Source organism: Psychrobacillus sp. FSL W7-1457 (assembly GCF_038593405.1).
GTDB lineage: Bacteria > Bacillota > Bacilli > Bacillales_A > Planococcaceae > Psychrobacillus.
The window spans coordinates 2,356,031-2,375,726 of sequence record NZ_CP151993.1 but is presented as its reverse complement, the minus strand read 5'-3'; the positions used below and the strand labels follow the sequence as shown (position 1 = coordinate 2,375,726).

The window sequence follows — 19,696 nt, the reverse complement described above, 5'->3', positions numbered from 1 at the left end:
TCATCTAACATTTAAAATATAACTAGATAGGGAGTCTATCTATGTCGATATCTCAATTGTGTATTTATCTAGCCGTGTATATTATGCCGGCTTTATATTTGTTTGGCTTAGCTTGTGTGGTGCTAATACAGCAGTCCAGGAGATTGGAAAATAGATTGATTACGGCTATTTTAGTGGCCTACAGTTTCCTTTACTTTGGGGAGTTTTTTCGGCACCTGTTACCGATTGAATATAGTTCAACCGTTTCTGGTATTGGACTTGGTTTAATTGGTTTGTTGGTGGTGTGTCTTACTCTCCATTTGTATATACACGTTTCCAACTTGTACATATATATCCCACGCATCGTGTATCCTGTTGTCTTTTATGTGCCTTTTTTGATCATGCTAGTGGCTCAAATTTTACATTGGAGGACCATTCCATTTATTTCTCACGAGTCGAGGGGCTTCTGGTACGTGCCTATTTATAATGAGGAATATTATATTGTTTTGACGTCATCTGCTATGTTGAATATTATGATGGTTTTTATTTTAATGATAGGTTTGCGAAAGACCGTGAATTTACAGCAACGAAAGCTATTAAAGTTTTTAATCGTTTGTACATTGGTTGTGTTTACTTTAAAGGCGTCCATGGGTTATCTAAATTTCGGTGAACATATACCTCCCTATACATTCCTGATCGAAGGAATTGTTTTCTCAATTTTTATATCTTTTTCCTTCCTGCATAACGATTTACTGCCAAACATTTCTCGGCGGTATCGAACCTTATTTGATATCAGTCCCATACCAATCATGATATTAGATAATAACTTGGATATTTTAGAAATAAACAAGCAAGGTAAGTTTCTGTTGAATATCAGTGATCCTACGGATATGAATTTGATGAAATATGCGCGGACCAAGCATAATAAAAAGCTTCTCCGGAAACTAATTGAACAACTTCAGCTAAAAGGTACTTTACGAGACTATTCTTTGGCGCTAGACAATCTATACCTTGATGGACGAATACACATCTCCATAGATGCCAAGTACGTGGTTACTGGAAAGGAAAGAATCTACTACGCTATGCTTAGAGATGTCACGAGCGAGGTTGAAAAGGAAAAAATGATTATGCATATGGCCTATCATGACGTCCTGACCGATTTACATAATCGAGCTTTTTTTGTCACGCATATTAACAAAAAATTAGTAGAACTGTCGCAGAAGGACGTTGGAGAGGCATACTTTGTTTTACTAGATTTAAATCAATTTAAGATTATTAACGATAGCTTTGGTCATTCGGTCGGGGATCAAGTCCTGCAGTATACTGCTGAAGTTTTAAAAGATGCAACGAACAAAACCGATTTGGTAGCCCGTTTTGGTGGAGATGAGTTTGTTCTATTTTTGGATGACTTTAAAACCCGTGAAGACTTTGATGGATGGCTATCTCAATTAAGAATGACATTTAAGGAAAAAAACTTTATTTATAACGATATCCATATCAAGGTTATACCAAGTATTGGGATAGCCTACTGCCCTGAGCAGGGAGGTTCCTTTGAGGATCTTTTTCATGTAGCTGACCTCAATATGTATGCTGATAAAGAAAGTTTAAAAAGTAGGAAATAAGGTGTTTGAATGGAAATCGTAATCGCAATATTTGTATTTATATATGGTTTAGTGCTTGGCTCTTTTTATAATGTTGTGGGGTTAAGGGTGCCGAAAGGTGAATCTATTGTTCGTCCGCCTTCTCATTGCACGATATGTGACCGCAATTTAACGGCTAAAGACTTGGTGCCGGTCTTATCCTATGTTTTTTTGAAGGGAAAGTGCCGCGGATGTGGTACTAAAATCCATTGGGTTTACCCAGTCATCGAGCTAACTACAGGCGTATTATTCACATTTGCATACTTCCAACTAGGTTTTACGTGGGAGTTCTTTGTTTCACTATTTTTTATTTCTTTATTAATTATCATTACAGTTTCCGATATTGCGTATATGCTCATCCCTGATAAAATACTTTTATTCTTTTTAATTCCACTAATTATTGGTCGCATTATCTCACCTTTAACTCCTTGGTGGGACAGTGCAGTCGGAGCAATTGTTGGATTTGGAATATTACTCTTAGTCGCTATGGTGTCGAAAGGTGGCATGGGTGGAGGTGATATCAAGCTTTTCTTTGTTATTGGTGTCGTGTTAGGAACGGTATCCACCTTAGTGACATTATTTTTAGCCTCTGTTATAGGAACGGTAGTGGGTATTATTACGTTGAAAATATCCAAGCAGGGAAGGAAAACTCCTATTCCATTTGGACCTTCTATAGCAATCGCAGCGATAATTTCTTTTTTCTATGGTCAAGCAATTGTCGACTTGTATATTAATTTGTTTTTTTAACTCGATAAGTTTTTAGGGCAAGCCGACAAAGGTCTTGTCCTTTTTTAATTGGGGAATGGTAAAGTGGTGAAAAAAGAGGTGAATTTATGCCATTTCGAAAAAAAAATCCTAAGAAAATGATTTTAATGGCTGGACTACAAGGGCTTGTTATAGGAGTTGTCGGGGTTTTATTGTTTGGGTTGTTATTAAATATAGCTAACGATCGGAAGGTTGAAGGGGAGGCAAGTGGAGATAAGAATACGGAAAAGCCGGCTACCGAAAATGGAAAGGAAACGGGAGGAGAAAAGGTAGAGACATCTACGGAGCCGTCCCTAACTTTCAAGGCCAAGCAATATGGAATGTTCTCTACAAAAGAAAGTGCCATTTCTTTTATGGCAGTTGAACCCTCACTAGAACGCGCCGGTATTATTCAGGCAGAAGGACAGTTTTATATTTGGAGTGATTTATACGTAAAAGAAACTGCTGCTGTTAGCACAGAAGCATTGCCATCCTTTATAAAAAATTTTTATGTGTCTACTAGCAGCTGTGAGAATCCAAAAGTTAAAAACATGATGACATTATTAACTGAGGAAAATTTGTCTAAAAATTTTTTTGACTCCATTGCCAGTAAGGAGAAATATCCCGATGATCTAGCTACAATTGTTCAAGCTATCACAACGTTTTCGGACAGTCCATCAGTCATTCGACTGCATGTTTTTACGCACTATTTAGAACAGAACGATTGTGTAAAATTAAATTTTTAAATAAGAAAACAGCCCAAAATCAAATAGTCACGTTTTTAACACAATTTTCATTTTCTCCATTCTTTTGTATGCTTAGGAAAAGGGGGAATTTCAATGAAAATAACATCAAATAACAGAATTATTCTAGCAAGCGAGTCACCAAGAAGAAAAGAGCTTTTTGGTAGATTAGGGATCCCATTTGAAATACAAGCCTCTGGTGTATCCGAGGAAATCGAACAGGAGCTATCTCCAGAGGAATTTACACTTGCGATAGCGACCAAAAAATCAGATGAAATAGTACTAGGAAATGAAGATGCCATCATTATAGCCGCGGATACTACTGTATATTTGGGCGAAAAACTATTAACTAAGCCTGTTGATTCTAATCAGGCAAAAGAGTTTCTTCAAGCACTCTCTGGTCAAGAGCACCGGGTGATCACAGGAGTATCCATCCAAGGAGCAGGTATTTCTATTGGCTTTACCGAAACTACTGCCGTGCAATTTTACGAACTGACAGAAGAACAGATAGATGCTTATGTTGCTAGTGGAGATTCACTCGATAAGGCAGGCGCTTACGGTATACAAACAATGGGTGGAATGTTCGTTGAAAAAATCACTGGCGATTACAATAATGTAGTCGGATTACCGCTAGGTCGTTTGTTCCAGACGCTTTTAACATTGAAAGTCATCCAGTTAGAAAAGGAGACTTCTGAATGAGTGCTAAAATTTCTCCCGCTCTAATGATCCGAGATGTACATATAGCGGACAGACCAAGAGAGAGACTGATTAGACAAGGTGCCTCAAGCTTATCAAACCAAGAACTACTTGCAATCTTGCTTCGTACTGGAACGAAGCAAGAGTCTGTTCTTCATCTTGCCAATCGAGTTTTGGGTTTTTTTGAACAGATTCAAGAGTTAAAAAATGCTACGCTGGAAGAAATGATGACGGTTAAAGGAATTGGCCAAGCAAAGGCTGTCCAACTTCTAGCAGCGGTCGAGCTAGGAAAAAGATTATCGCAGCAAAAAACTAATGAGAAGTTTACAATTAGATCCCCGAGTGACGCAGCCACTTATTTAATGCCAGATATGACCTCCCTCACGCAAGAACACTTCGTAACATTATTCCTAAATGTAAAAAATCAAATACTACACAAGCAAACGATATTTATCGGGTCTTTAAACGCTTCCATCGTTCATCCTAGGGAAATATTTAGAGAAGCGGTAAAACGTTCCGCTGCATCCATTATTTGTGCTCACAACCATCCTTCAGGAAACCCTTCTCCTTCGACTGAAGACATAGATGTAACGAAACGGTTAATGGAGGCGGGAGAGCTTATGGGTATTGAACTTCTTGACCATGTAATCATAGGGGACCATCAATTTATAAGTTTAAAAGAAAAGGGGTATATGTGACACTGTGCATTTTTCTTTCTTTCCGTTATAATAAGTGTTATTACTTAAAAAATAAGTGAAACTTGTTTAGATTAGAAAGGGAGTAAAAAATAGTGTTTGGATTTGGATCAAGAGATGTAGGAATAGACTTAGGAACAGCGAATACGCTTGTTTTCATCAAAGGGAAGGGCATCGTTTTAAGAGAGCCTTCCGTAGTAGCAAAAAACGTACAAAACGGTGACATTGTTGCAGTAGGTAACGATGCAAAAAATATGATTGGCCGTACTCCCGGTTCTATTGTGGCGATTCGCCCAATGAAGGATGGGGTTATCGCAGATTTTGATACTACCTCAGCCATGATAGAATACTATTTGAAAAATGCGATGAAGTCATCAGGAATGTCTTGGAGCAAGCCCAATGTCATGATTTGCGTACCTTTTGGTATTACTTCAGTAGAACAACGCGCTGTAATTGATGCTGCTAAGCAAGCAGGAGCTCGTGAAGCATTGACTATCGAAGAGCCGTTTGCAGCTGCCATCGGAGCTAATCTGCCAGTTTGGGAACCTACTGGAAGTATGGTCGTTGATATAGGTGGAGGAACTACAGAAGTTGCTGTTATTTCTCTTGGTGGAGTAGTAACGAGTGAATCCGTTCGTGTTGGCGGGGATGCAATGGACCAAGCAATTACAAGCTATGTTCGTAAGACGTATAACCTAACAATCGGTGAACGTACTGCAGAGGCAATCAAGATGGAAATTGGATCTGCACGTGTTATGGAAGCAGAAGAGTCTATGGATATTCGTGGACGTGACCTTGTGACGGGGTTACCAAAAACAATTGAAATATCATCAAAAGAGATCGCAAATGCATTGCGTGAATCTATTGCGTCTATCATTGATGGAGTGAAGAAAACGTTAGAACAGACTCCTCCAGAGCTTTCAGCAGATGTAATGGAGCGCGGCATTATGCTTACAGGTGGTGGAGCTTTACTTCGTAACCTGGACAAAGTAATTAGTGATCAAACGAATATGCCTGTATTTATCGCTGAAAACCCATTAGATTGTGTTGCAATCGGAACTGGTAAAGCGTTAGATCATATGGGATTATTGAAACGTCAACAAACAAAAGGTTAAGGGGAAGTGAGATATGCCACAGTTTTTTTCAAATAAGCGATTAATCTTGCTACTTGTAGGGATGATTTTTCTTGTGGCACTTATCAGCTTTACATTGCGCGATCGAAATCATGCATCATTGCCAGAACAATTAGTAAAAGATGTAGTCGGGTTTGGACAAACGTTGTTTTCCAAACCTACTCAATATGTAACGGGTGTTTTTAATAATATAGATTCTTTACTTAATACATATGATGAGAACAAAAGATTGAAAGCAAGATTAGAAGATTATGCCTCCTTACAAGCAGAAGTAAATGATTTAAAGCTCGAAAAAAAAGAATTACAAGAAATAGTTGATAAAAAAGAAGATCTTCGTGATTTCAACCCTATCCAAGCAACGGTTATTGCTCGTAATCCCGATCAATGGGAAGAGAAAATAATCATTAATCGGGGAGAAATTCATGGAGTAGAAGCAAATATGGCCGTAATGACTGCCAAAGGTCTAATTGGTAAGGTCATTTTAACTACTCCATATACCTCTACGGTTGAGCTTTTATCTACACAAAACCCGAATTATCGTGTATCAGCTGTCATTGCAAGCGAAGAGGGAGAAGTGTTTGGATTAATAGAAGGCTTTGACGAAGAACGAAAAGAATTAGTTCTGAAGAGAATTGATTCGGAGTTTGAGGTGAAAAAAGGGCAGAAAGTCACTACCTCAGGCTTGGGTGGAATATTCCCAAAAGGAATTTTAGTTGGTGAGGTAACTGAGGTTACCACAGATGATTATGGTTTGACTAAACTCGCTTACATTAAACCAGAGGCAAGCTTCTCTATATTGGACCATGTAATCATCGCAAATCGTTCTATGAACGGAGTAGATGGTTCTGATGGTGCTAATACGGAGGCTGACTTGGCTGCCGAGAAAGAGGCAGGGGATGGCTCATGATGCGATATCTAGTAGTGCTCATTTCGGTTCTATTATTTTATATGGAACCGATTTTTGGTCTTTTCTCGCCAATTGAGCTAAATAATGAACTTTATACACTAGTACCAAGGTTTTTAATTATATATTTGATTTTTGTTTCTATTTATTATGATAAAAAAAGGGCAATGTTATATGGATTGTTGTTTGGGCTCTTGTACGATGTCTTTTTCATTGATATTATTGGATTATATTCTTTTATTTACCCATTAATGTGCTTGGTAGCAAGTTTTATAGTAAAATTTATACACCAACACTTGCTGGTAGCTACTATCTTGTCGCTAGTTTTAGTGGCAGTAGTAGAGACATTGCTGTTCTTTTTCTATACAGCAATTGGTATTAAAATCATGACATTTAGTAGTTTTTATGAACATAATCTTTTACCAACAATGTTGGCGAACCTCATCTTTATATTGATGTTCGGATGGTTATTTAAATATATTCTTCTATACCGTTTTAATCAAAAAGCATTACTTCTTCAAAAATAATATTTTTTGGTTTCACAGTAGATCTGAGGTGACTTGATTGACGAAAAAGCAGTTAATATCGATTAAAGGAACGAAAGAGGGCCTTGTATTACGTTTAGACGATCAGTGTTCATACACAGAACTTTTAGAAGAATTAACGAAAAAGGTTTCTGATGAAGGTTTTGAAGGCCAGGCAGAAGTACTCTTACAACTTGGATATCGATATTGTAATGACGAACAGGCAAAAGAAATTATAAATTGTGTACAACAGACGGCACATCTCCGTGTTTCTAAAATACAGAGTGAAGTAATGACCGTTGAAGATTGTAATAGAAGATTATTAGAAAATCAGTCAGAGACATATGTTGGGATTGTAAGGTCTGGACAAGTCATCAAAGCTGTGGGCGACCTCGTGGTCATTGGAGATGTCAATCCGAATGGACGAGTAGTAGCCGGAGGAAATGTGTTTGTGCTTGGAAGGTTAAAGGGCATCGCACATGCTGGTTCAAATGGCAATAAAAATGCAGTCATCGCTGCTTCCTGGCTAGAGGCAACCCATCTAATAATTGATAATGTTATAGAAACGATGACGGATGAGTTAAGTGTCTTATCGGAGCAACCCGAAATGGAATGTGCTTATTTACATACTAATGGCTCTATCGCAATTGACCGTTTACAGGAGCTTAGATTAATAAGACCAAATTTATCGACATTTAAAGGAGGAAGCTAATGTGGGAGAAGCAATCGTAATAACTTCAGGTAAGGGAGGAGTCGGTAAAACGACGACCACTGCTAACCTTGGTACTGCATTGGCTTTGCAAGGTAAGAAAGTTTGTTTAATGGATACAGACATAGGTCTTAGAAACTTAGACGTTGTTCTAGGACTTGAAAATAGAATTATTTATGATTTAGTAGATGTTGTGGAAGGACGCTGTAAGATTCACCAGGCATTAGTAAAGGATAAACGTTTTGAGGATAAACTTTACCTATTGCCAGCAGCACAAACAACGGATAAAAATGCAGTCAACCCTGAACAGATGAGAGAACTGGTAACGGAGCTTAAACGAGATTATGACTATGTATTAATAGATTGCCCTGCTGGTATTGAACAGGGATATAAGAATGCAATTGCAGGTGCTGACAAAGCAATTGTTGTCACGACACCTGAAATTTCAGCCGTGCGTGATGCAGACCGAATAATCGGCTTGTTGGAGCAAGAGGAAGCTATCGATCCTCCAAAATTAATTATCAATCGGATCCGCCAGCATCTTATGCAAAGTGGAGACGCGTTAGATATCAATGAAATTACAACGCATTTATCCATCGATTTATTAGGTATCATAGCTGATGATGAGAATGTTATTACATCTTCCAATAAAGGAGAGCCTGTAGTAATGGACCCATCTAACCGTGCTGCACTTGGTTATCGAAACATTGCAAGACGCATTCTAGGAGAATCCGTACCACTTATGTCAATGGATACCCCTAAAAAAGGCGTTATTTCTAAATTAAAATCTATTTTTGCTAAATAAAAAAATAAGAGACATTATAAGAAGGCACTCTCTGTTCTATTTTGAACAGAAAGTGCCTTCTTTCTTTGTTTATTTCCTGATAGCTTAAAACAACACACTCTTTTTCATAAAGGCGAATTGCTCTGCGTGTTCTTACTAATTTTAAACTTACCAAATCGACTTACAGATTTTACTTTTCGAACCGATCATATGTTATTAATCGTATAGAAGATACTAATTGATTGAAGTGGAAGACGGCGACTCCAGCCGGAATAGCATGAGGTGAAGACCCCGCAGGAGCACAGCGACGAGGAGGCTGAAGCCATGCCGGCGGAAAGCGCCAGTCTGGAACGCAAATCAAAGTCTACTCGCTTTTAATTTCTTTAAAAGTATATAAAATAAATAAATTCATAAATAGAAGCAAGCTTACCTAATCAAAAACCTCCCTAGTTCTTGATTGCAGTGGAAGATGGCGACTCCAGCCGGAATAGCATGAGGTGAAGACCCCGCAGGAACACAGTGACGAGGAGGCTGAGGCCATGCCGGCGGAAAGCGCCCGTCTGGAACGTAAATCAAAGTTTGATCGCTATTTATCTTTTTAAAAGTATATAAAATAGATAAATTTATAAATAGAAGCAAGCTTGCCTTATCAAAAACCTCCCTAGTTTTTGATTGAAATGGAAGACGATGACTCCTCCAGCCGGAAAAGCATTAAGCGAAGACCCCAGCGACGAGGAGGCTGAGGCCATGCCGGCGGAAACCGCCCGTCTGGAACGTAAATCAATGTCTACTCCCTATTAATTTCATAAATGACCTTTATCTCTTAAACAAGAACAGTTAAATTAATAAGCAATTCCATTTTTCTATCATGAAATGGGACAGATAGTCATATATTTTTTTAGGGGGAATGTTATGCTATCGAAAAGAAAATGGGTTCTTGCATTTCTATTAGTATTTACTTTTATCGCGATGGACAAATTAGAAGAAAATGATGCACTGTCTACTAACTATGCGTCTAAACTTTTAGCTCCTCAAAAGCCTACAGAAATGTATCAAAAAGTAAGAGATTGGATTACCCCAAACGAGGAAGTAGTCACAGTGAGTGGACCGCTTTTAGAAAATCCAGTACTGGAGTACAGCACTATTCAACCATATAGTGAGGGGGCAGTCCTGTCGCTCTCTGCTTCACAGGAAATTGGAGCTTCTGAAAATGGTCTGATTATATTTACTGGCTACAAAAAGAAAACTGGCAAGACTATATCTATTTTATACGACAATGGAGAAACAGTTACTTATGGATTTGTGAAGGATTTCTTCCAGCTACCGTATACTTCTGTAAGCGCTGGAGAAATATTTGCATCAGTAAAGCGAGATATACTGTATGTGCAAGTAGAGAAGGATGGGGAAGTATTAGATACGACGGAAATCGTTGACTGGCTAGCTTTAAACTATGAAGAATAGGCTTTTCCGTATACATCCGATTATGATCCCCTTTCTTCTTTTTTTCTATTTATCTGGAGAGATTGCAGTTTATGCTATCGTTTTCGGCTCTCTCATCTTACATGAATTAGGTCATTTAGGAGCTGCAAAGCTAGTTGGTGGGAAAATATATTCATGTACGATTCTCCCGTATGGAGGAGAAATTAAAATCGAACAATTTTCTAAATGGGAAAAGAGAGAGCAACTTGTTGTTATTTTTGGAGGACCATTTGTTACTTTGTTACTTCTTTTATTAAGTCTAATTTTGCATTTTCCACAGGTGGAGCTACTTACCTATACGCAGCTAGTAATCCTAGGATTAAATTTACTTCCTATTTATCCACTTGATGGCGGACGCGTTATCTATTCAATATTTCCGAACTTTTATATCGAGTTAGTCAGTTTTTCTCTATGGATCAGTATGCTAATCTTTTATACCAGTCTGTACTACTTTCCTAAAGGTTTATTTGTATCGCTAATCTTTTTATTTGTTGCTATACAAAATTATTCTTCTTGGAGATTTAGAAAGTACAAGCTAGCATTTGATCGAATGACGAAAAACGCTTGACTCGATTTTTTATATGTGTTAACATTTTAATGTTATTGTTTGTAGCAGCACCCGTTGCTACAACCGCTCTGAAAAGGTTCAAGCATTCGAGTGATCGAATCACCTTTTGTAAGGCGAGTCTTAGTCTAAGAGGAGGTGCAGGTAAATGTACGCAATTATTGAAACTGGTGGTAAACAAATCAAAGTTGAACAAGGGCAAGAAATCTATATTGAAAAATTAGATGTAAACGCTGATGAAGTTGTAACTTTTGATAAAGTTTTATTCGTAGGTGGGAATGATGTTAAAGTTGGTGCTCCATTCGTGGAAGGTGCTAAAGTTACAGCGAAAGTTGTAAAAAACGGCAAAGCTAAAAAAATCATCGTTTTCAAATACAAAGCTAAAAAGAACTATCGTAAAAAACAAGGTCACCGTCAACCATATACTAAATTAGTAGTAGAATCTATTAGCTTATAATATGATTAAAGTGACTGTTACACGAGATCAATCAGGTCTTATTCATTCCTTTGAAATGAAAGGACATGCTGATTTTGCTGAACATGGGAAGGATTTAGTTTGTGCAGGAGCTTCTGCTGTATCATTTGGTGCAGTGAATGCCATTATCTCACTTACAAAAATTACTCCTATTATTAAGCAAAAGGGTGACGGAGGGTATTTATACGTTGAAGTACCTAGCATTGAAAGCTCTGAAAAAGCTGCAAGCATGCAGTTAATATTGGAGTCAATGATTGTATCTTTACAAACGATTGAGCAAGATTACGCTAAGTATATAAAAATAACCTTCAAAAAGTAGGAGGTGGAACATATGTTAAGATTAGATCTTCAGTTTTTCGCATCGAAAAAAGGAGTAGGTTCGACTAAAAATGGTCGTGACTCTCAATCGAAACGTCTAGGCGCTAAACGTGCTGATGGACAATTCGTATCAGGCGGATCAATTTTATTCCGTCAACGCGGTACAAAAATTCACCCAGGTGAAAACGTTGGCCGTGGTGGAGATGACACACTTTTCGCGAAAGTTGACGGTGTAGTGCGCTTTGAGCGTTTCGGCCGCGACAAGAAAAAAGTAAGTGTATATCCTGTAGCTCAAGAAGCTTAATTTACAAAATAAGAGGACTGCATTTATGCAGTCCTTTTTTATTTTCTTAAATAACAAAAAAGTAATCATACTCCTGCACAAAATAATTCTATACCTGTTATACTAGAAGGATAGTAAACGTTGGAGCGTGTATACTAATATGAATCCTAAAAATATATCAATTAACGAAGTACTTCGTCATTCCCTGCATGATTTTTTAAATCATATGCATTTAATTCAAATGAATTTGGATATCGGTAGACCCGAAGAGGCTAAACAATTAATTCATAGGTATTCAAAGAAGTGCGCCCAATTCTTCGATTTAAACAATTTAGGATTGTTAAAGACGAATGAATGGCTGCAAACGTTTCCTATAACGTATGGTCAGATGACTTTAGAAATTCAAACATCTGTGTCAAAACGTGGATTAGAAATGTTCGATTATGAATTAGAAAATATTCTCGATTGCTTTGTGCAAACTATTTATCCTAAGCTGCAAGGCTATCAAGAACAGATTCTAAAGGTTCATATCCATTCAAATGAATTACTTGAAGTTATAATTGAAGTAAATGGAGATTGGTCTCCATTCTCTTGGATAGAATATTCGAATCATGAATTATTTACTATGGAAAGACTGAACAACACAGTAGGATACCTGCAATTTAAGTTAGTTGCAAAGGAAAGATTGGAGTGAAATAAATGTTTGTCGATCACGTAAAGGTGTATGTAAAAGGTGGAGATGGCGGAGATGGTATGGTCGGTTTCCGTCGTGAGAAGTATGTTCCTATGGGAGGTCCCGCTGGGGGCGATGGAGGAAATGGAGGTAATGTAGTCTTTGAAGTAGATGAAGGATTACGTACTTTGATGGATTTCCGATATAAGCGACAGTTTAAAGCGAACCGAGGAGTACACGGTGGTAGTAAGAATATGCACGGTGCAAACGCGGATGATTTAATTGTTAAAGTACCAGAAGGCACTGTAGTGATGAACGAGGAAACTGGACAAGTTATCGCTGACCTAGTTGAGCATGGACAAAGAGCTGTTATCGCTAAAGGTGGACGAGGCGGACGCGGAAATTCACGTTTTGCAACACCAGCGAATCCAGCACCTGAGTTATCCGAAAAAGGAGAACCAGGAAACGAGTTAAACGTTGTTTTAGAGTTAAAAGTGTTAGCTGATGTAGGACTAGTAGGCTTCCCAAGCGTTGGTAAATCTACATTACTCTCTGTAGTATCAGCTGCTAAGCCTAAAATAGCATCATATCATTTTACAACCATTGTACCTAACTTAGGGTTAGTAGAAACGGAAGATCACCGTAGCTTTGTAATGGCTGATTTACCGGGACTTATCGAAGGTGCTCATCAAGGTGTAGGCCTTGGACATCAATTCCTGCGTCATATCGAACGTACTCGTGTAATTGTACATGTTATTGATATGTCTGGCATGGAAGGTCGCGAGCCTTACGAGGATTATGTAACGATTAATGAGGAGTTAAGACAATATAATTTACGTTTGACTGAACGTCCTCAAATTATAGTAGCAAACAAAATGGATATGCCTGAAGCAGAGGAAAACCTAAAAGCATTTAAAGAAAAAGTGGGAGCAGATGCAAAAATATTCCCTATTTCTGCAGTGTCTCGTCAAGGATTACAGGAATTACTCTTTGCTATAGCTGATATCTTAGAAGATGCTCCTGAGTATCCATTAGAGCATATGCAAGAAGAAGAAACAGAAACATCTGTCATGTACAAGCATGAAGCTTCTAAGGATGACTTTGTTATTTCTAGAGATGACGATGGTGCATTCGTGCTTTCTGGTGGAACTGTAGAAAGATTATTTAAAATGACAGATTTCAGTCGAGAAGATTCTATCCGCAGATTTTCTAGACAATTACGTGGAATGGGTATCGATGATGCTCTTCGTACACGTGGTGCAAAAGATGGAGATACTGTACGACTATTACAATTCGAGTTTGAATTTATCGAATAGGGAGATGGGAACCGCATGAAGGATGTTACAAGCCAACGATTTTTTCTAGTGAGAGAAGATGTGTTGACAGAAGCAATGCAAAAAACTTTAGAAGCTAAGCATCTCCTTCAATCGAGGAAAGTTTCTTCGATTTGGGATGCTGTGAAAGAAGTCGATTTATCGCGTAGTGCTTTTTACAAATATCGTGATGCGGTTTTTCCGTTCCATTCTATTGTACAAGAAAGAATCTTAACTGTTTTTTTACAGTTAGAGGACCGAGAAGGAACGCTTGCACGATTATTATCCCTAGTGGCTGATTATGCTTGCAATGTCTTAACAATTCACCAAACGATCCCGATACAGGGACGAGCTAGCGTGACATTGTCATTGGATGTAACAGCCATGGCAAAGGAATTAGACGAGTTTATAAACGAAATGAAGCGACTAGACTTTGTAGAATCAGCAGAAATAATTAGTTCTGGTGCTTTTTAAGGAGTGTTTGTGTATGATTAATCACCAAGTTGCTTTTCTTGGACCTGAGGCATCTTTTACCCACTTAGCAACACAGGCATTATTTCCAGAGGCACCATTGTTACCTATCCGTACGATTCCAGAGTGTATTGAGATGGTGAGCAACGGTCAAGTTGAAATAGCAGTAGTGCCATTAGAAAATGCGCTAGAAGGGACGGTTCCTTTAACAATAGATTATTTGTTTCACGAAGCTAACGTCTTTGTTATTGCAGAAATTCTATCACCGATAGCACAGCATTTAATGGTTCATCCAAATAATGAAAAAAGATGGGAAGAGATCTCAAACATTTACTCCCATCCTCATGCTTTGGCCCAGTGTCATAAATATTTGTATTACCGATTTGGTAAGGTGCCACTTGAGCAAGCATCCTCAACAGCAGCGGCAGCCAAATATGTCTCGGAGCACAGTGATCAATGTATTGCGGCAATTGCTAATACTTCAGCTGCTGAAGAATATGGGCTGAAAATCGTGGAACAAAATATTCATGATTTCCATTTTAACCATACTCGTTTCTTTGTCCTTTCAAAGACGAAAACAAGTATTGAAGAAATAGGTCATAACGGACAAATTAAAACGACGGTTATGATTACATTGCCAAAAGATGACCGATCTGGTGCTTTACATCAAGTGCTTTCCGTATTCGCTTGGCGTCAGCTGAACTTAAGTAAAATTGAATCTCGTCCGTTGAAGACGGGTCTAGGACAGTACTTTTTTATTATCGATGTGCTTGAAAATGAAAAAGCACCTATGATGAAAGGTGCGATGGAAGAGCTAATAGCTTTAGGGTGTGAAGTAAAATCACTCGGCTCCTACTATACATATGAAACAAAAGCGGAAGCAACCTCTAACTGAGATGCTTCCGCTTTTTTATCTAATCTGTGGATAAATTAATGTCTAGCTCCACCGCCTTGCCCCTCGGGGTCAAATGGGGAAACACTGCTCCTGCGCAAGCTCGTAGCAAACAGAAGCGTTTGCGGTGGCTGAGGAGCTGCCTCCTCGCATTTCCCCATTTGCCTGTCGGGGCAGACATAGGCGTTTGCGCTTTTCTTAATGAATATTAACCCTCGAACACATAGCCTTTTTCTCGTATTGCTTCGATTCCTCGTTGTAATACCTCTTCATTTGGAGCAGATAACAAATGAATGTGAAGTCCAGCAGTTAGCTCTAATAAAAAAGATGCCTCTGTTTCTTGGACTTTTTTTAAAAAGTTTTCAACATCATGGCGATTAGAAACCATGATAGAGGAGGTGATTTCTCCATAAACCGGATGCTCTACAGTTACACTTTCCACTGTGACACCTGCATCCACTAATGTGAGTAACTCGTCTTTCGTATCTTCTGACTTATGATTACAGGCAATTTTTCTTTTTACAAAGTTACTTTCCTCTTGATTGGGTAGTAAGATGTAACCTTGACTGGTAGACAAAATAGGATGGTTAATAGCTTTTAGTAAAGTGATATCACTGACGATAACCTGCCTACTTACATTAGTTAGCTTCGCAAGATCAGCTCCAGTGATTGGGGAGTTCTGTTCCTTTAAATAAGTCAAGATCCATTCTCTTCGCGCTGCCCCTTTTAATTTTTTCAATGTAAATCCCTCCAATCTTGCATAACGGTATAGTTACTATTCATAAGTTTATCATGAAGGGAAGTAACATTGTTTTAAAATCTGTGACCAATTTTTGATGTTACACATATTTTAATGTGAAGGAAGGAGGAAGACTTTGCAAATTCATATTGTCAAAAAGGGTGACACCCTTTGGAAAATCTCCAGAGAGTATGGAGTTTCTTTTGATGATTTAAAAAAGATTAACGCTCATTTAGCAAATCCAGAATATATAGTACCTGGCATGAAAATCTTCATCCCAGAAACTAAAAAGGCAGAGACTATGGTACATCCGTACGGAGATAATCGTCCCAACAAAAAGGGGATGATGGGGGATGGAACGGCGCAGCCTTACGATGGAAACCTTAAACATATGCAAAAAGCTCAGCCAGCTCAAGTAGCGCCGACACCTAAAGCTCAACCAGCACCACAAGTACCACCTATACAAAAAGCGGAACCTATTCAGACTATGCCTACCATGCCACCAATTCAACCTAAGGCGGAACCAAAAGCGATTCCAATCCCAATCCCAATTCCGATTCCAATTCGCGAATCCAAACCCACACCAGCTCCCGCGCCAAAACCAGTACCAAAACCTGCACCGAAACCTACACCAGCACCTAAGCCAATAGCTCAACCTAAACCAGTTCCAGTTCCAGCTCCAAAACCAGTTCAACCAATTCAACAACCAATTCAACAACCAGTACAACCAATTCAGGTACATCCGATGCCAATGCCTATACCAATTCCATGTCCACCAATGCACCAACCAGTATACACAATGCCATGTCCACCAATGCCTTGCCCACCGATGCCATGTCCGCCAGATTATCCTGTACACTATTTACCGCATATGCAACCAATGGCTGTTCAACCAACGACATCTGCTCCAATGCATATGATGTCTAAGCCAGAATTTGAAATGCCATCGCCAAATAACTGGATGCTAATTGAATCGACGACTATGGAAGCGGAGGGTCAGGTACACTTTAGTGCAACACCTAGTCATCCACGTATGCAAGTGGAAGAAAATGTTCATGAACAGGTAATGCAAATGTTTGTAGAGGATCCATCGTCTGCAATGGAAATGGCTTATGATTATATGCAACATACTCAGCAGCCACAAGCTCACCAAGCATATGCTCAGCCGGAATTTCAACAGTATCCTGCATATAATCAGGTCCAATGTTCATCATGTGGAGGCTCTAACCATGCTCAGCCAGAAATGTATGCACACAACCCATATTTAGGTGGCTATCCTTGCCCTCCACAACATTTTTACCAACCAAATTTTCATTGCCCACCATATCCTCATAGACACTTTTAAATGTGGATACTTATATAAAGCAAATTAAAAAGAATGTGTGGAAGTGGAAAAAGGAAGACGGTATTTTTTCAGTTAAGAAATATGCTTCCCAGGAACAGGCTGCAAAGATAGGCTATATTCATGATGAACTGTCTGCACTTAAAAAACCATTTGTCTTACCTATTATCCCGACTACCCAAAAAGGGTATATCATTCAGCCATGGTTCGAAAATAGTCGTGCAGTAAGCTACAAGGATAAAAAAGATCGATTAGCAACGTACACGTTACTGAAAAGAATGCATGGAACGAGAAGGAAAATAGAATGGGAAAAGAGCCCATTTCTTTATCCCTTTAACCTTATCTCTAAATGGCAAGCTAGGTATTTCAAGGTTTCAGAGATTGTGCCATTCATAGAAACGTACATTGGGTATAACCAAACTAAATTGCTTTTACATTATGGGGAGATTGCTCTTCGCGAAATTCGACCATTTAGTTTGAAGAATTTAACACTTTTACATGGGGATGTAGTTCATCATAATTTTCTAGTAAGAGATGATACGTATAAGATGATTGATTTTGATTTAGCGGTGCTAGGTCCAAAGGAAATGGAGTTTATCCTATGGATTCATCGAGTACTACCTGAAATGGACTACAATATTGAGTTATTTTTAAATGAGTTTCCAGAACTAGAAAAAATAATGTCCAAATACAAAGAAGCAATCATGTATCCGAATGAATTGTATAGAGAATGGTTATATGCATTTGCCTTACCAGAAGAACGTAAACAGAAGTTTATAAATCAGCTTATTCCGTATACGAACAAAGCTTTAACAAATTGGCCTATTTTATGCTATAATTTAAGTCAGCTATAATAGTTTACATGTAGTGGTCGCTCAAAGAACATGGGCGGCCCTCTTTGTTTGATATGTTATAATGATTAGAAGGATTGGTGGGAAATAAAGTATGTATGATTACATAAAAGGGCAGGTCACTCGAGTGACACCTGAATACGTTGTGTTAGAACAACAGGGAATTGGCTATCAATTGTTTACGCCTAATCCGTTCGCCTTTCAAAGAAGTGAGGAAGAAACGCAAGTCTTTACTTATCTACATGTAAGAGAGGATGCCCAACAATTAATGGGCTTTCCTAACCTGGCACAAAGAGAGCTATTTCGAAAATTGATCCTTGTATCTGGAATTGGACCTAAAGGTGCACTAGCCATACTAGCAAGTGGTGAGCCGACACATGTGATACAAGCGATTGAAAGAGAAGATGAATCGTTCTTGGTCAAGTTTCCCGGAGTAGGTAAAAAAACTGCAAGACAAATGATTCTAGATTTAAAAGGTAAATTAAATGACCTAATAGATATCGAACAGCTAGAATTTGAGGACGATGAGCCAAGCCTATTCACTGAGCATGATACTGTTCATGAAATGGAAGAGGCTATGCTCGCACTAACAGCTCTAGGATATTCAGAAAAAGAATTATCCAAAATCCGTCCTAAGCTTAAGGCAAATAATGAATTGACTACAACTGACGAATTCATGAAAAAATCATTGCAGCTACTATTCTCTGGTAAGTAAGAAAGGAGGAGTTTTGTTTGTCAGAACGTGTTATTTCCAGTGAAATTTCTTCCTATGATGAACCTTTTGAGCAATCCCTCCGTCCTCAGTTATTAACTCAGTATATTGGGCAAGATAAAATAAAGCATAATTTGGCTATATTTATTGAAGCTGCAAAAATGAGAAATGAGAGCTTGGATCATTGCTTACTTTATGGTCCACCGGGTCTTGGTAAAACCACACTTGCTGCTGTCATAGCTAACGAAATGAATGTTCAAATGAGGATGACAAGTGGTCCCGCAATTGAGCGTCCAGGTGATTTGGCAGCAATCGTTAGCTCTTTGGAGCCTGGCGATGTATTATTCATTGATGAAATCCATCGTTTAAACCGCTCGATTGAAGAGGTTCTTTATCCAGCTATGGAAGATTTCTGCTTAGATATTGTAGTAGGAAAAGGTCCCTCGGCAAGAAGTGTACGACTTGATCTTCCTCCCTTCACGTTAGTTGGAGCAACAACAAGAGCAGGCGCACTATCTGCCCCTTTACGAGATCGCTTTGGAGTACTGCTTCGTTTGGATTACTATGATGAAGAAGCCCTTACGTCAATTGTATTAAGAAGCGCAGAGCTATTCAATGCAGCAATAGATCATGAATCAGCTGGTGAAATTGCCCGTCGCTCTAGAGGCACCCCCCGTATTGCCAATCGTTTGTTAAAAAGGGTTAGGGATTATGCTCAAGTGAGAGGTAATGGTAACATTACGATAACTATTGCCAAAGAAGCGTTGGAACTATTACAGGTTGACCCTAGAGGGTTGGATCATATTGACCATAAACTGATTAATGCAATGATTGAGCGTTTTAGAGGTGGCCCCGTAGGGTTAGATACTATTGCAGCGAGTATTGGAGAAGAATCTACAACTATTGAGGATGTCTACGAGCCCTATTTAATGCAAATAGGCTTTATACAACGATCTCCTCGTGGAAGAATTGTAACTCCACTTGCTTATGAACATTTAGGAAAACCATTGCCAATCGATGGAAACAATTAAT

The 19,696-nt window shown here is 38.6% G+C and carries 24 protein-coding genes and 1 other annotated feature; of the genes, 23 read left to right on the top strand and 1 reads right to left on the bottom strand.

Annotation, left to right across the window (positions count from 1 at the left end; genetic code table 11):
• Positions 1–41: 41 nt before the first annotated feature.
• The 19 genes from NSQ95_RS11590 (at position 42) to pheA (ending at position 15,023) form a co-directional block, all read left to right on the top strand.
• On the top strand, positions 42–1,601 hold the full coding sequence (locus NSQ95_RS11590; RefSeq protein ID WP_342559657.1) for a sensor domain-containing diguanylate cyclase: 1,560 nt from the start codon (positions 42–44) through the stop codon (positions 1,599–1,601).
• A gap of 9 nt (positions 1,602–1,610) precedes the next feature.
• A complete protein-coding gene (locus tag NSQ95_RS11585) occupies positions 1,611–2,366 on the top strand; it encodes a prepilin peptidase (protein ID WP_342559656.1) in 756 nt (251 codons plus the stop codon).
• Positions 2,367–2,452: 86 nt separating this feature from the next.
• Complete coding sequence (locus tag NSQ95_RS11580; RefSeq protein ID WP_340883161.1) at positions 2,453–3,109, top strand: hypothetical protein; 657 nt, start codon at positions 2,453–2,455, stop codon at positions 3,107–3,109.
• Between the two features lie 93 nt (positions 3,110–3,202).
• A complete protein-coding gene (locus NSQ95_RS11575) occupies positions 3,203–3,805 on the top strand; it encodes a Maf family protein (RefSeq protein WP_342559655.1) in 603 nt (200 codons plus the stop codon).
• Positions 3,802–4,500, top strand: a complete 699-nt coding sequence (gene radC / locus NSQ95_RS11570) for a DNA repair protein RadC (RefSeq protein ID WP_342559654.1) — start codon at positions 3,802–3,804, stop codon at positions 4,498–4,500. The genes NSQ95_RS11575 and radC overlap by 4 nt, the downstream gene beginning before the upstream one ends.
• Positions 4,501–4,592: 92 nt before the next feature.
• A complete protein-coding gene (locus tag NSQ95_RS11565; RefSeq protein ID WP_169359895.1) occupies positions 4,593–5,612 on the top strand; it encodes a rod shape-determining protein in 1,020 nt (339 codons plus the stop codon).
• 13 nt (positions 5,613–5,625) lie between these two features.
• On the top strand, positions 5,626–6,537 hold the full coding sequence (gene mreC / locus NSQ95_RS11560) for a rod shape-determining protein MreC (RefSeq protein ID WP_169359896.1): 912 nt from the start codon (positions 5,626–5,628) through the stop codon (positions 6,535–6,537).
• Positions 6,534–7,061 (top strand): rod shape-determining protein MreD, encoded by a 528-nt coding sequence (mreD, locus tag NSQ95_RS11555; RefSeq protein ID WP_169359897.1) that lies wholly within the window; start codon positions 6,534–6,536, stop codon positions 7,059–7,061. The genes mreC and mreD overlap by 4 nt, the downstream gene beginning before the upstream one ends.
• A 37-nt stretch (positions 7,062–7,098) precedes the next feature.
• Positions 7,099–7,770: a septum site-determining protein MinC gene (gene minC, locus NSQ95_RS11550; protein ID WP_169359898.1), complete on the top strand. Its 672-nt coding sequence runs from the start codon at positions 7,099–7,101 to the stop codon at positions 7,768–7,770.
• 1 nt (position 7,771) lies between these two features.
• The gene (minD, locus tag NSQ95_RS11545; RefSeq protein WP_169359899.1) at positions 7,772–8,572 is read left to right on the top strand and encodes a septum site-determining protein MinD; all 801 of its coding nucleotides are present in this window, start codon (positions 7,772–7,774) and stop codon (positions 8,570–8,572) included.
• A gap of 891 nt (positions 8,573–9,463) precedes the next feature.
• Positions 9,464–10,012 (top strand): hypothetical protein, encoded by a 549-nt coding sequence (locus NSQ95_RS11540; RefSeq protein ID WP_342559653.1) that lies wholly within the window; start codon positions 9,464–9,466, stop codon positions 10,010–10,012.
• Positions 10,002–10,598 carry a site-2 protease family protein gene (locus NSQ95_RS11535; RefSeq protein WP_342559652.1) on the top strand — a complete coding sequence of 199 codons (597 nt, stop codon included), beginning with the start codon at positions 10,002–10,004 and terminating at the stop codon, positions 10,596–10,598. The genes NSQ95_RS11540 and NSQ95_RS11535 overlap by 11 nt, the downstream gene beginning before the upstream one ends.
• Positions 10,599–10,649: 51 nt before the next feature.
• Positions 10,650–10,729, top strand: a sequence feature (ribosomal protein L21 leader region).
• A gap of 14 nt (positions 10,730–10,743) precedes the next feature.
• The gene (rplU, locus tag NSQ95_RS11530; protein WP_142538629.1) at positions 10,744–11,052 is read left to right on the top strand and encodes a 50S ribosomal protein L21; all 309 of its coding nucleotides are present in this window, start codon (positions 10,744–10,746) and stop codon (positions 11,050–11,052) included.
• A gap of 1 nt (position 11,053) precedes the next feature.
• On the top strand, positions 11,054–11,389 hold the full coding sequence (locus tag NSQ95_RS11525) for a ribosomal-processing cysteine protease Prp (protein WP_340883165.1): 336 nt from the start codon (positions 11,054–11,056) through the stop codon (positions 11,387–11,389).
• 12 nt (positions 11,390–11,401) lie between these two features.
• Positions 11,402–11,692 (top strand): 50S ribosomal protein L27, encoded by a 291-nt coding sequence (gene rpmA / locus NSQ95_RS11520; RefSeq protein ID WP_144535725.1) that lies wholly within the window; start codon positions 11,402–11,404, stop codon positions 11,690–11,692.
• Between the two features lie 139 nt (positions 11,693–11,831).
• A complete protein-coding gene (locus NSQ95_RS11515) occupies positions 11,832–12,365 on the top strand; it encodes a Spo0B domain-containing protein (RefSeq protein ID WP_342559651.1) in 534 nt (177 codons plus the stop codon).
• A gap of 5 nt (positions 12,366–12,370) precedes the next feature.
• On the top strand, positions 12,371–13,660 hold the full coding sequence (gene obgE / locus NSQ95_RS11510) for a GTPase ObgE (protein WP_169359904.1): 1,290 nt from the start codon (positions 12,371–12,373) through the stop codon (positions 13,658–13,660).
• A gap of 15 nt (positions 13,661–13,675) precedes the next feature.
• The gene (locus NSQ95_RS11505; RefSeq protein WP_169359905.1) at positions 13,676–14,131 is read left to right on the top strand and encodes an ACT domain-containing protein; all 456 of its coding nucleotides are present in this window, start codon (positions 13,676–13,678) and stop codon (positions 14,129–14,131) included.
• Positions 14,132–14,144: 13 nt separating this feature from the next.
• A complete protein-coding gene (gene pheA / locus NSQ95_RS11500; RefSeq protein WP_340883168.1) occupies positions 14,145–15,023 on the top strand; it encodes a prephenate dehydratase in 879 nt (292 codons plus the stop codon).
• A gap of 205 nt (positions 15,024–15,228) precedes the next feature.
• Here pheA and NSQ95_RS11495 read toward each other — a convergent pair whose 3' ends face one another.
• Positions 15,229–15,759 carry a transcription repressor NadR gene (locus tag NSQ95_RS11495; protein WP_340883169.1) on the bottom strand — a complete coding sequence of 177 codons (531 nt, stop codon included), beginning with the start codon at positions 15,757–15,759 and terminating at the stop codon, positions 15,229–15,231.
• Between the two features lie 136 nt (positions 15,760–15,895).
• On the opposite strand from NSQ95_RS11495, the gene NSQ95_RS11490 reads away from it, so the two are divergent.
• From NSQ95_RS11490 to ruvB, 4 genes are all read left to right on the top strand, one after another.
• Positions 15,896–17,104 carry a LysM peptidoglycan-binding domain-containing protein gene (locus tag NSQ95_RS11490; RefSeq protein ID WP_340883170.1) on the top strand — a complete coding sequence of 403 codons (1,209 nt, stop codon included), beginning with the start codon at positions 15,896–15,898 and terminating at the stop codon, positions 17,102–17,104.
• 2 nt (positions 17,105–17,106) lie between these two features.
• Positions 17,107–17,955 (top strand): hypothetical protein, encoded by an 849-nt coding sequence (locus NSQ95_RS11485; RefSeq protein ID WP_340883171.1) that lies wholly within the window; start codon positions 17,107–17,109, stop codon positions 17,953–17,955.
• A 91-nt stretch (positions 17,956–18,046) separates the two neighbouring features.
• Positions 18,047–18,667 carry a Holliday junction branch migration protein RuvA gene (gene ruvA / locus NSQ95_RS11480; RefSeq protein WP_340883172.1) on the top strand — a complete coding sequence of 207 codons (621 nt, stop codon included), beginning with the start codon at positions 18,047–18,049 and terminating at the stop codon, positions 18,665–18,667.
• 17 nt (positions 18,668–18,684) lie between these two features.
• A complete protein-coding gene (ruvB, locus tag NSQ95_RS11475) occupies positions 18,685–19,695 on the top strand; it encodes a Holliday junction branch migration DNA helicase RuvB (protein WP_298470340.1) in 1,011 nt (336 codons plus the stop codon).
• The last annotated feature ends 1 nt before the right edge of the window (position 19,696 follow it).

Coding starts and splice junctions, on each gene's coding strand:
- NSQ95_RS11535 (WP_342559652.1), top strand. CDS start 10,002: ATGAAGAATAGGCTTTTCCGTATACATCCGATTATGATCCCCTTTCTT.
- NSQ95_RS11575 (WP_342559655.1), top strand. CDS start 3,203: ATGAAAATAACATCAAATAACAGAATTATTCTAGCAAGCGAGTCACCA.
- NSQ95_RS11585 (WP_342559656.1), top strand. CDS start 1,611: ATGGAAATCGTAATCGCAATATTTGTATTTATATATGGTTTAGTGCTT.
- NSQ95_RS11505 (WP_169359905.1), top strand. CDS start 13,676: ATGAAGGATGTTACAAGCCAACGATTTTTTCTAGTGAGAGAAGATGTG.
- pheA (WP_340883168.1), top strand. CDS start 14,145: ATGATTAATCACCAAGTTGCTTTTCTTGGACCTGAGGCATCTTTTACC.
- NSQ95_RS11580 (WP_340883161.1), top strand. CDS start 2,453: ATGCCATTTCGAAAAAAAAATCCTAAGAAAATGATTTTAATGGCTGGA.
- rplU (WP_142538629.1), top strand. CDS start 10,744: ATGTACGCAATTATTGAAACTGGTGGTAAACAAATCAAAGTTGAACAA.
- NSQ95_RS11540 (WP_342559653.1), top strand. CDS start 9,464: ATGCTATCGAAAAGAAAATGGGTTCTTGCATTTCTATTAGTATTTACT.
- NSQ95_RS11590 (WP_342559657.1), top strand. CDS start 42: ATGTCGATATCTCAATTGTGTATTTATCTAGCCGTGTATATTATGCCG.
- NSQ95_RS11525 (WP_340883165.1), top strand. CDS start 11,054: ATGATTAAAGTGACTGTTACACGAGATCAATCAGGTCTTATTCATTCC.
- obgE (WP_169359904.1), top strand. CDS start 12,371: ATGTTTGTCGATCACGTAAAGGTGTATGTAAAAGGTGGAGATGGCGGA.
- NSQ95_RS11515 (WP_342559651.1), top strand. CDS start 11,832: ATGAATCCTAAAAATATATCAATTAACGAAGTACTTCGTCATTCCCTG.
- ruvA (WP_340883172.1), top strand. CDS start 18,047: ATGTATGATTACATAAAAGGGCAGGTCACTCGAGTGACACCTGAATAC.
- rpmA (WP_144535725.1), top strand. CDS start 11,402: ATGTTAAGATTAGATCTTCAGTTTTTCGCATCGAAAAAAGGAGTAGGT.
- mreD (WP_169359897.1), top strand. CDS start 6,534: ATGATGCGATATCTAGTAGTGCTCATTTCGGTTCTATTATTTTATATG.
- mreC (WP_169359896.1), top strand. CDS start 5,626: ATGCCACAGTTTTTTTCAAATAAGCGATTAATCTTGCTACTTGTAGGG.
- radC (WP_342559654.1), top strand. CDS start 3,802: ATGAGTGCTAAAATTTCTCCCGCTCTAATGATCCGAGATGTACATATA.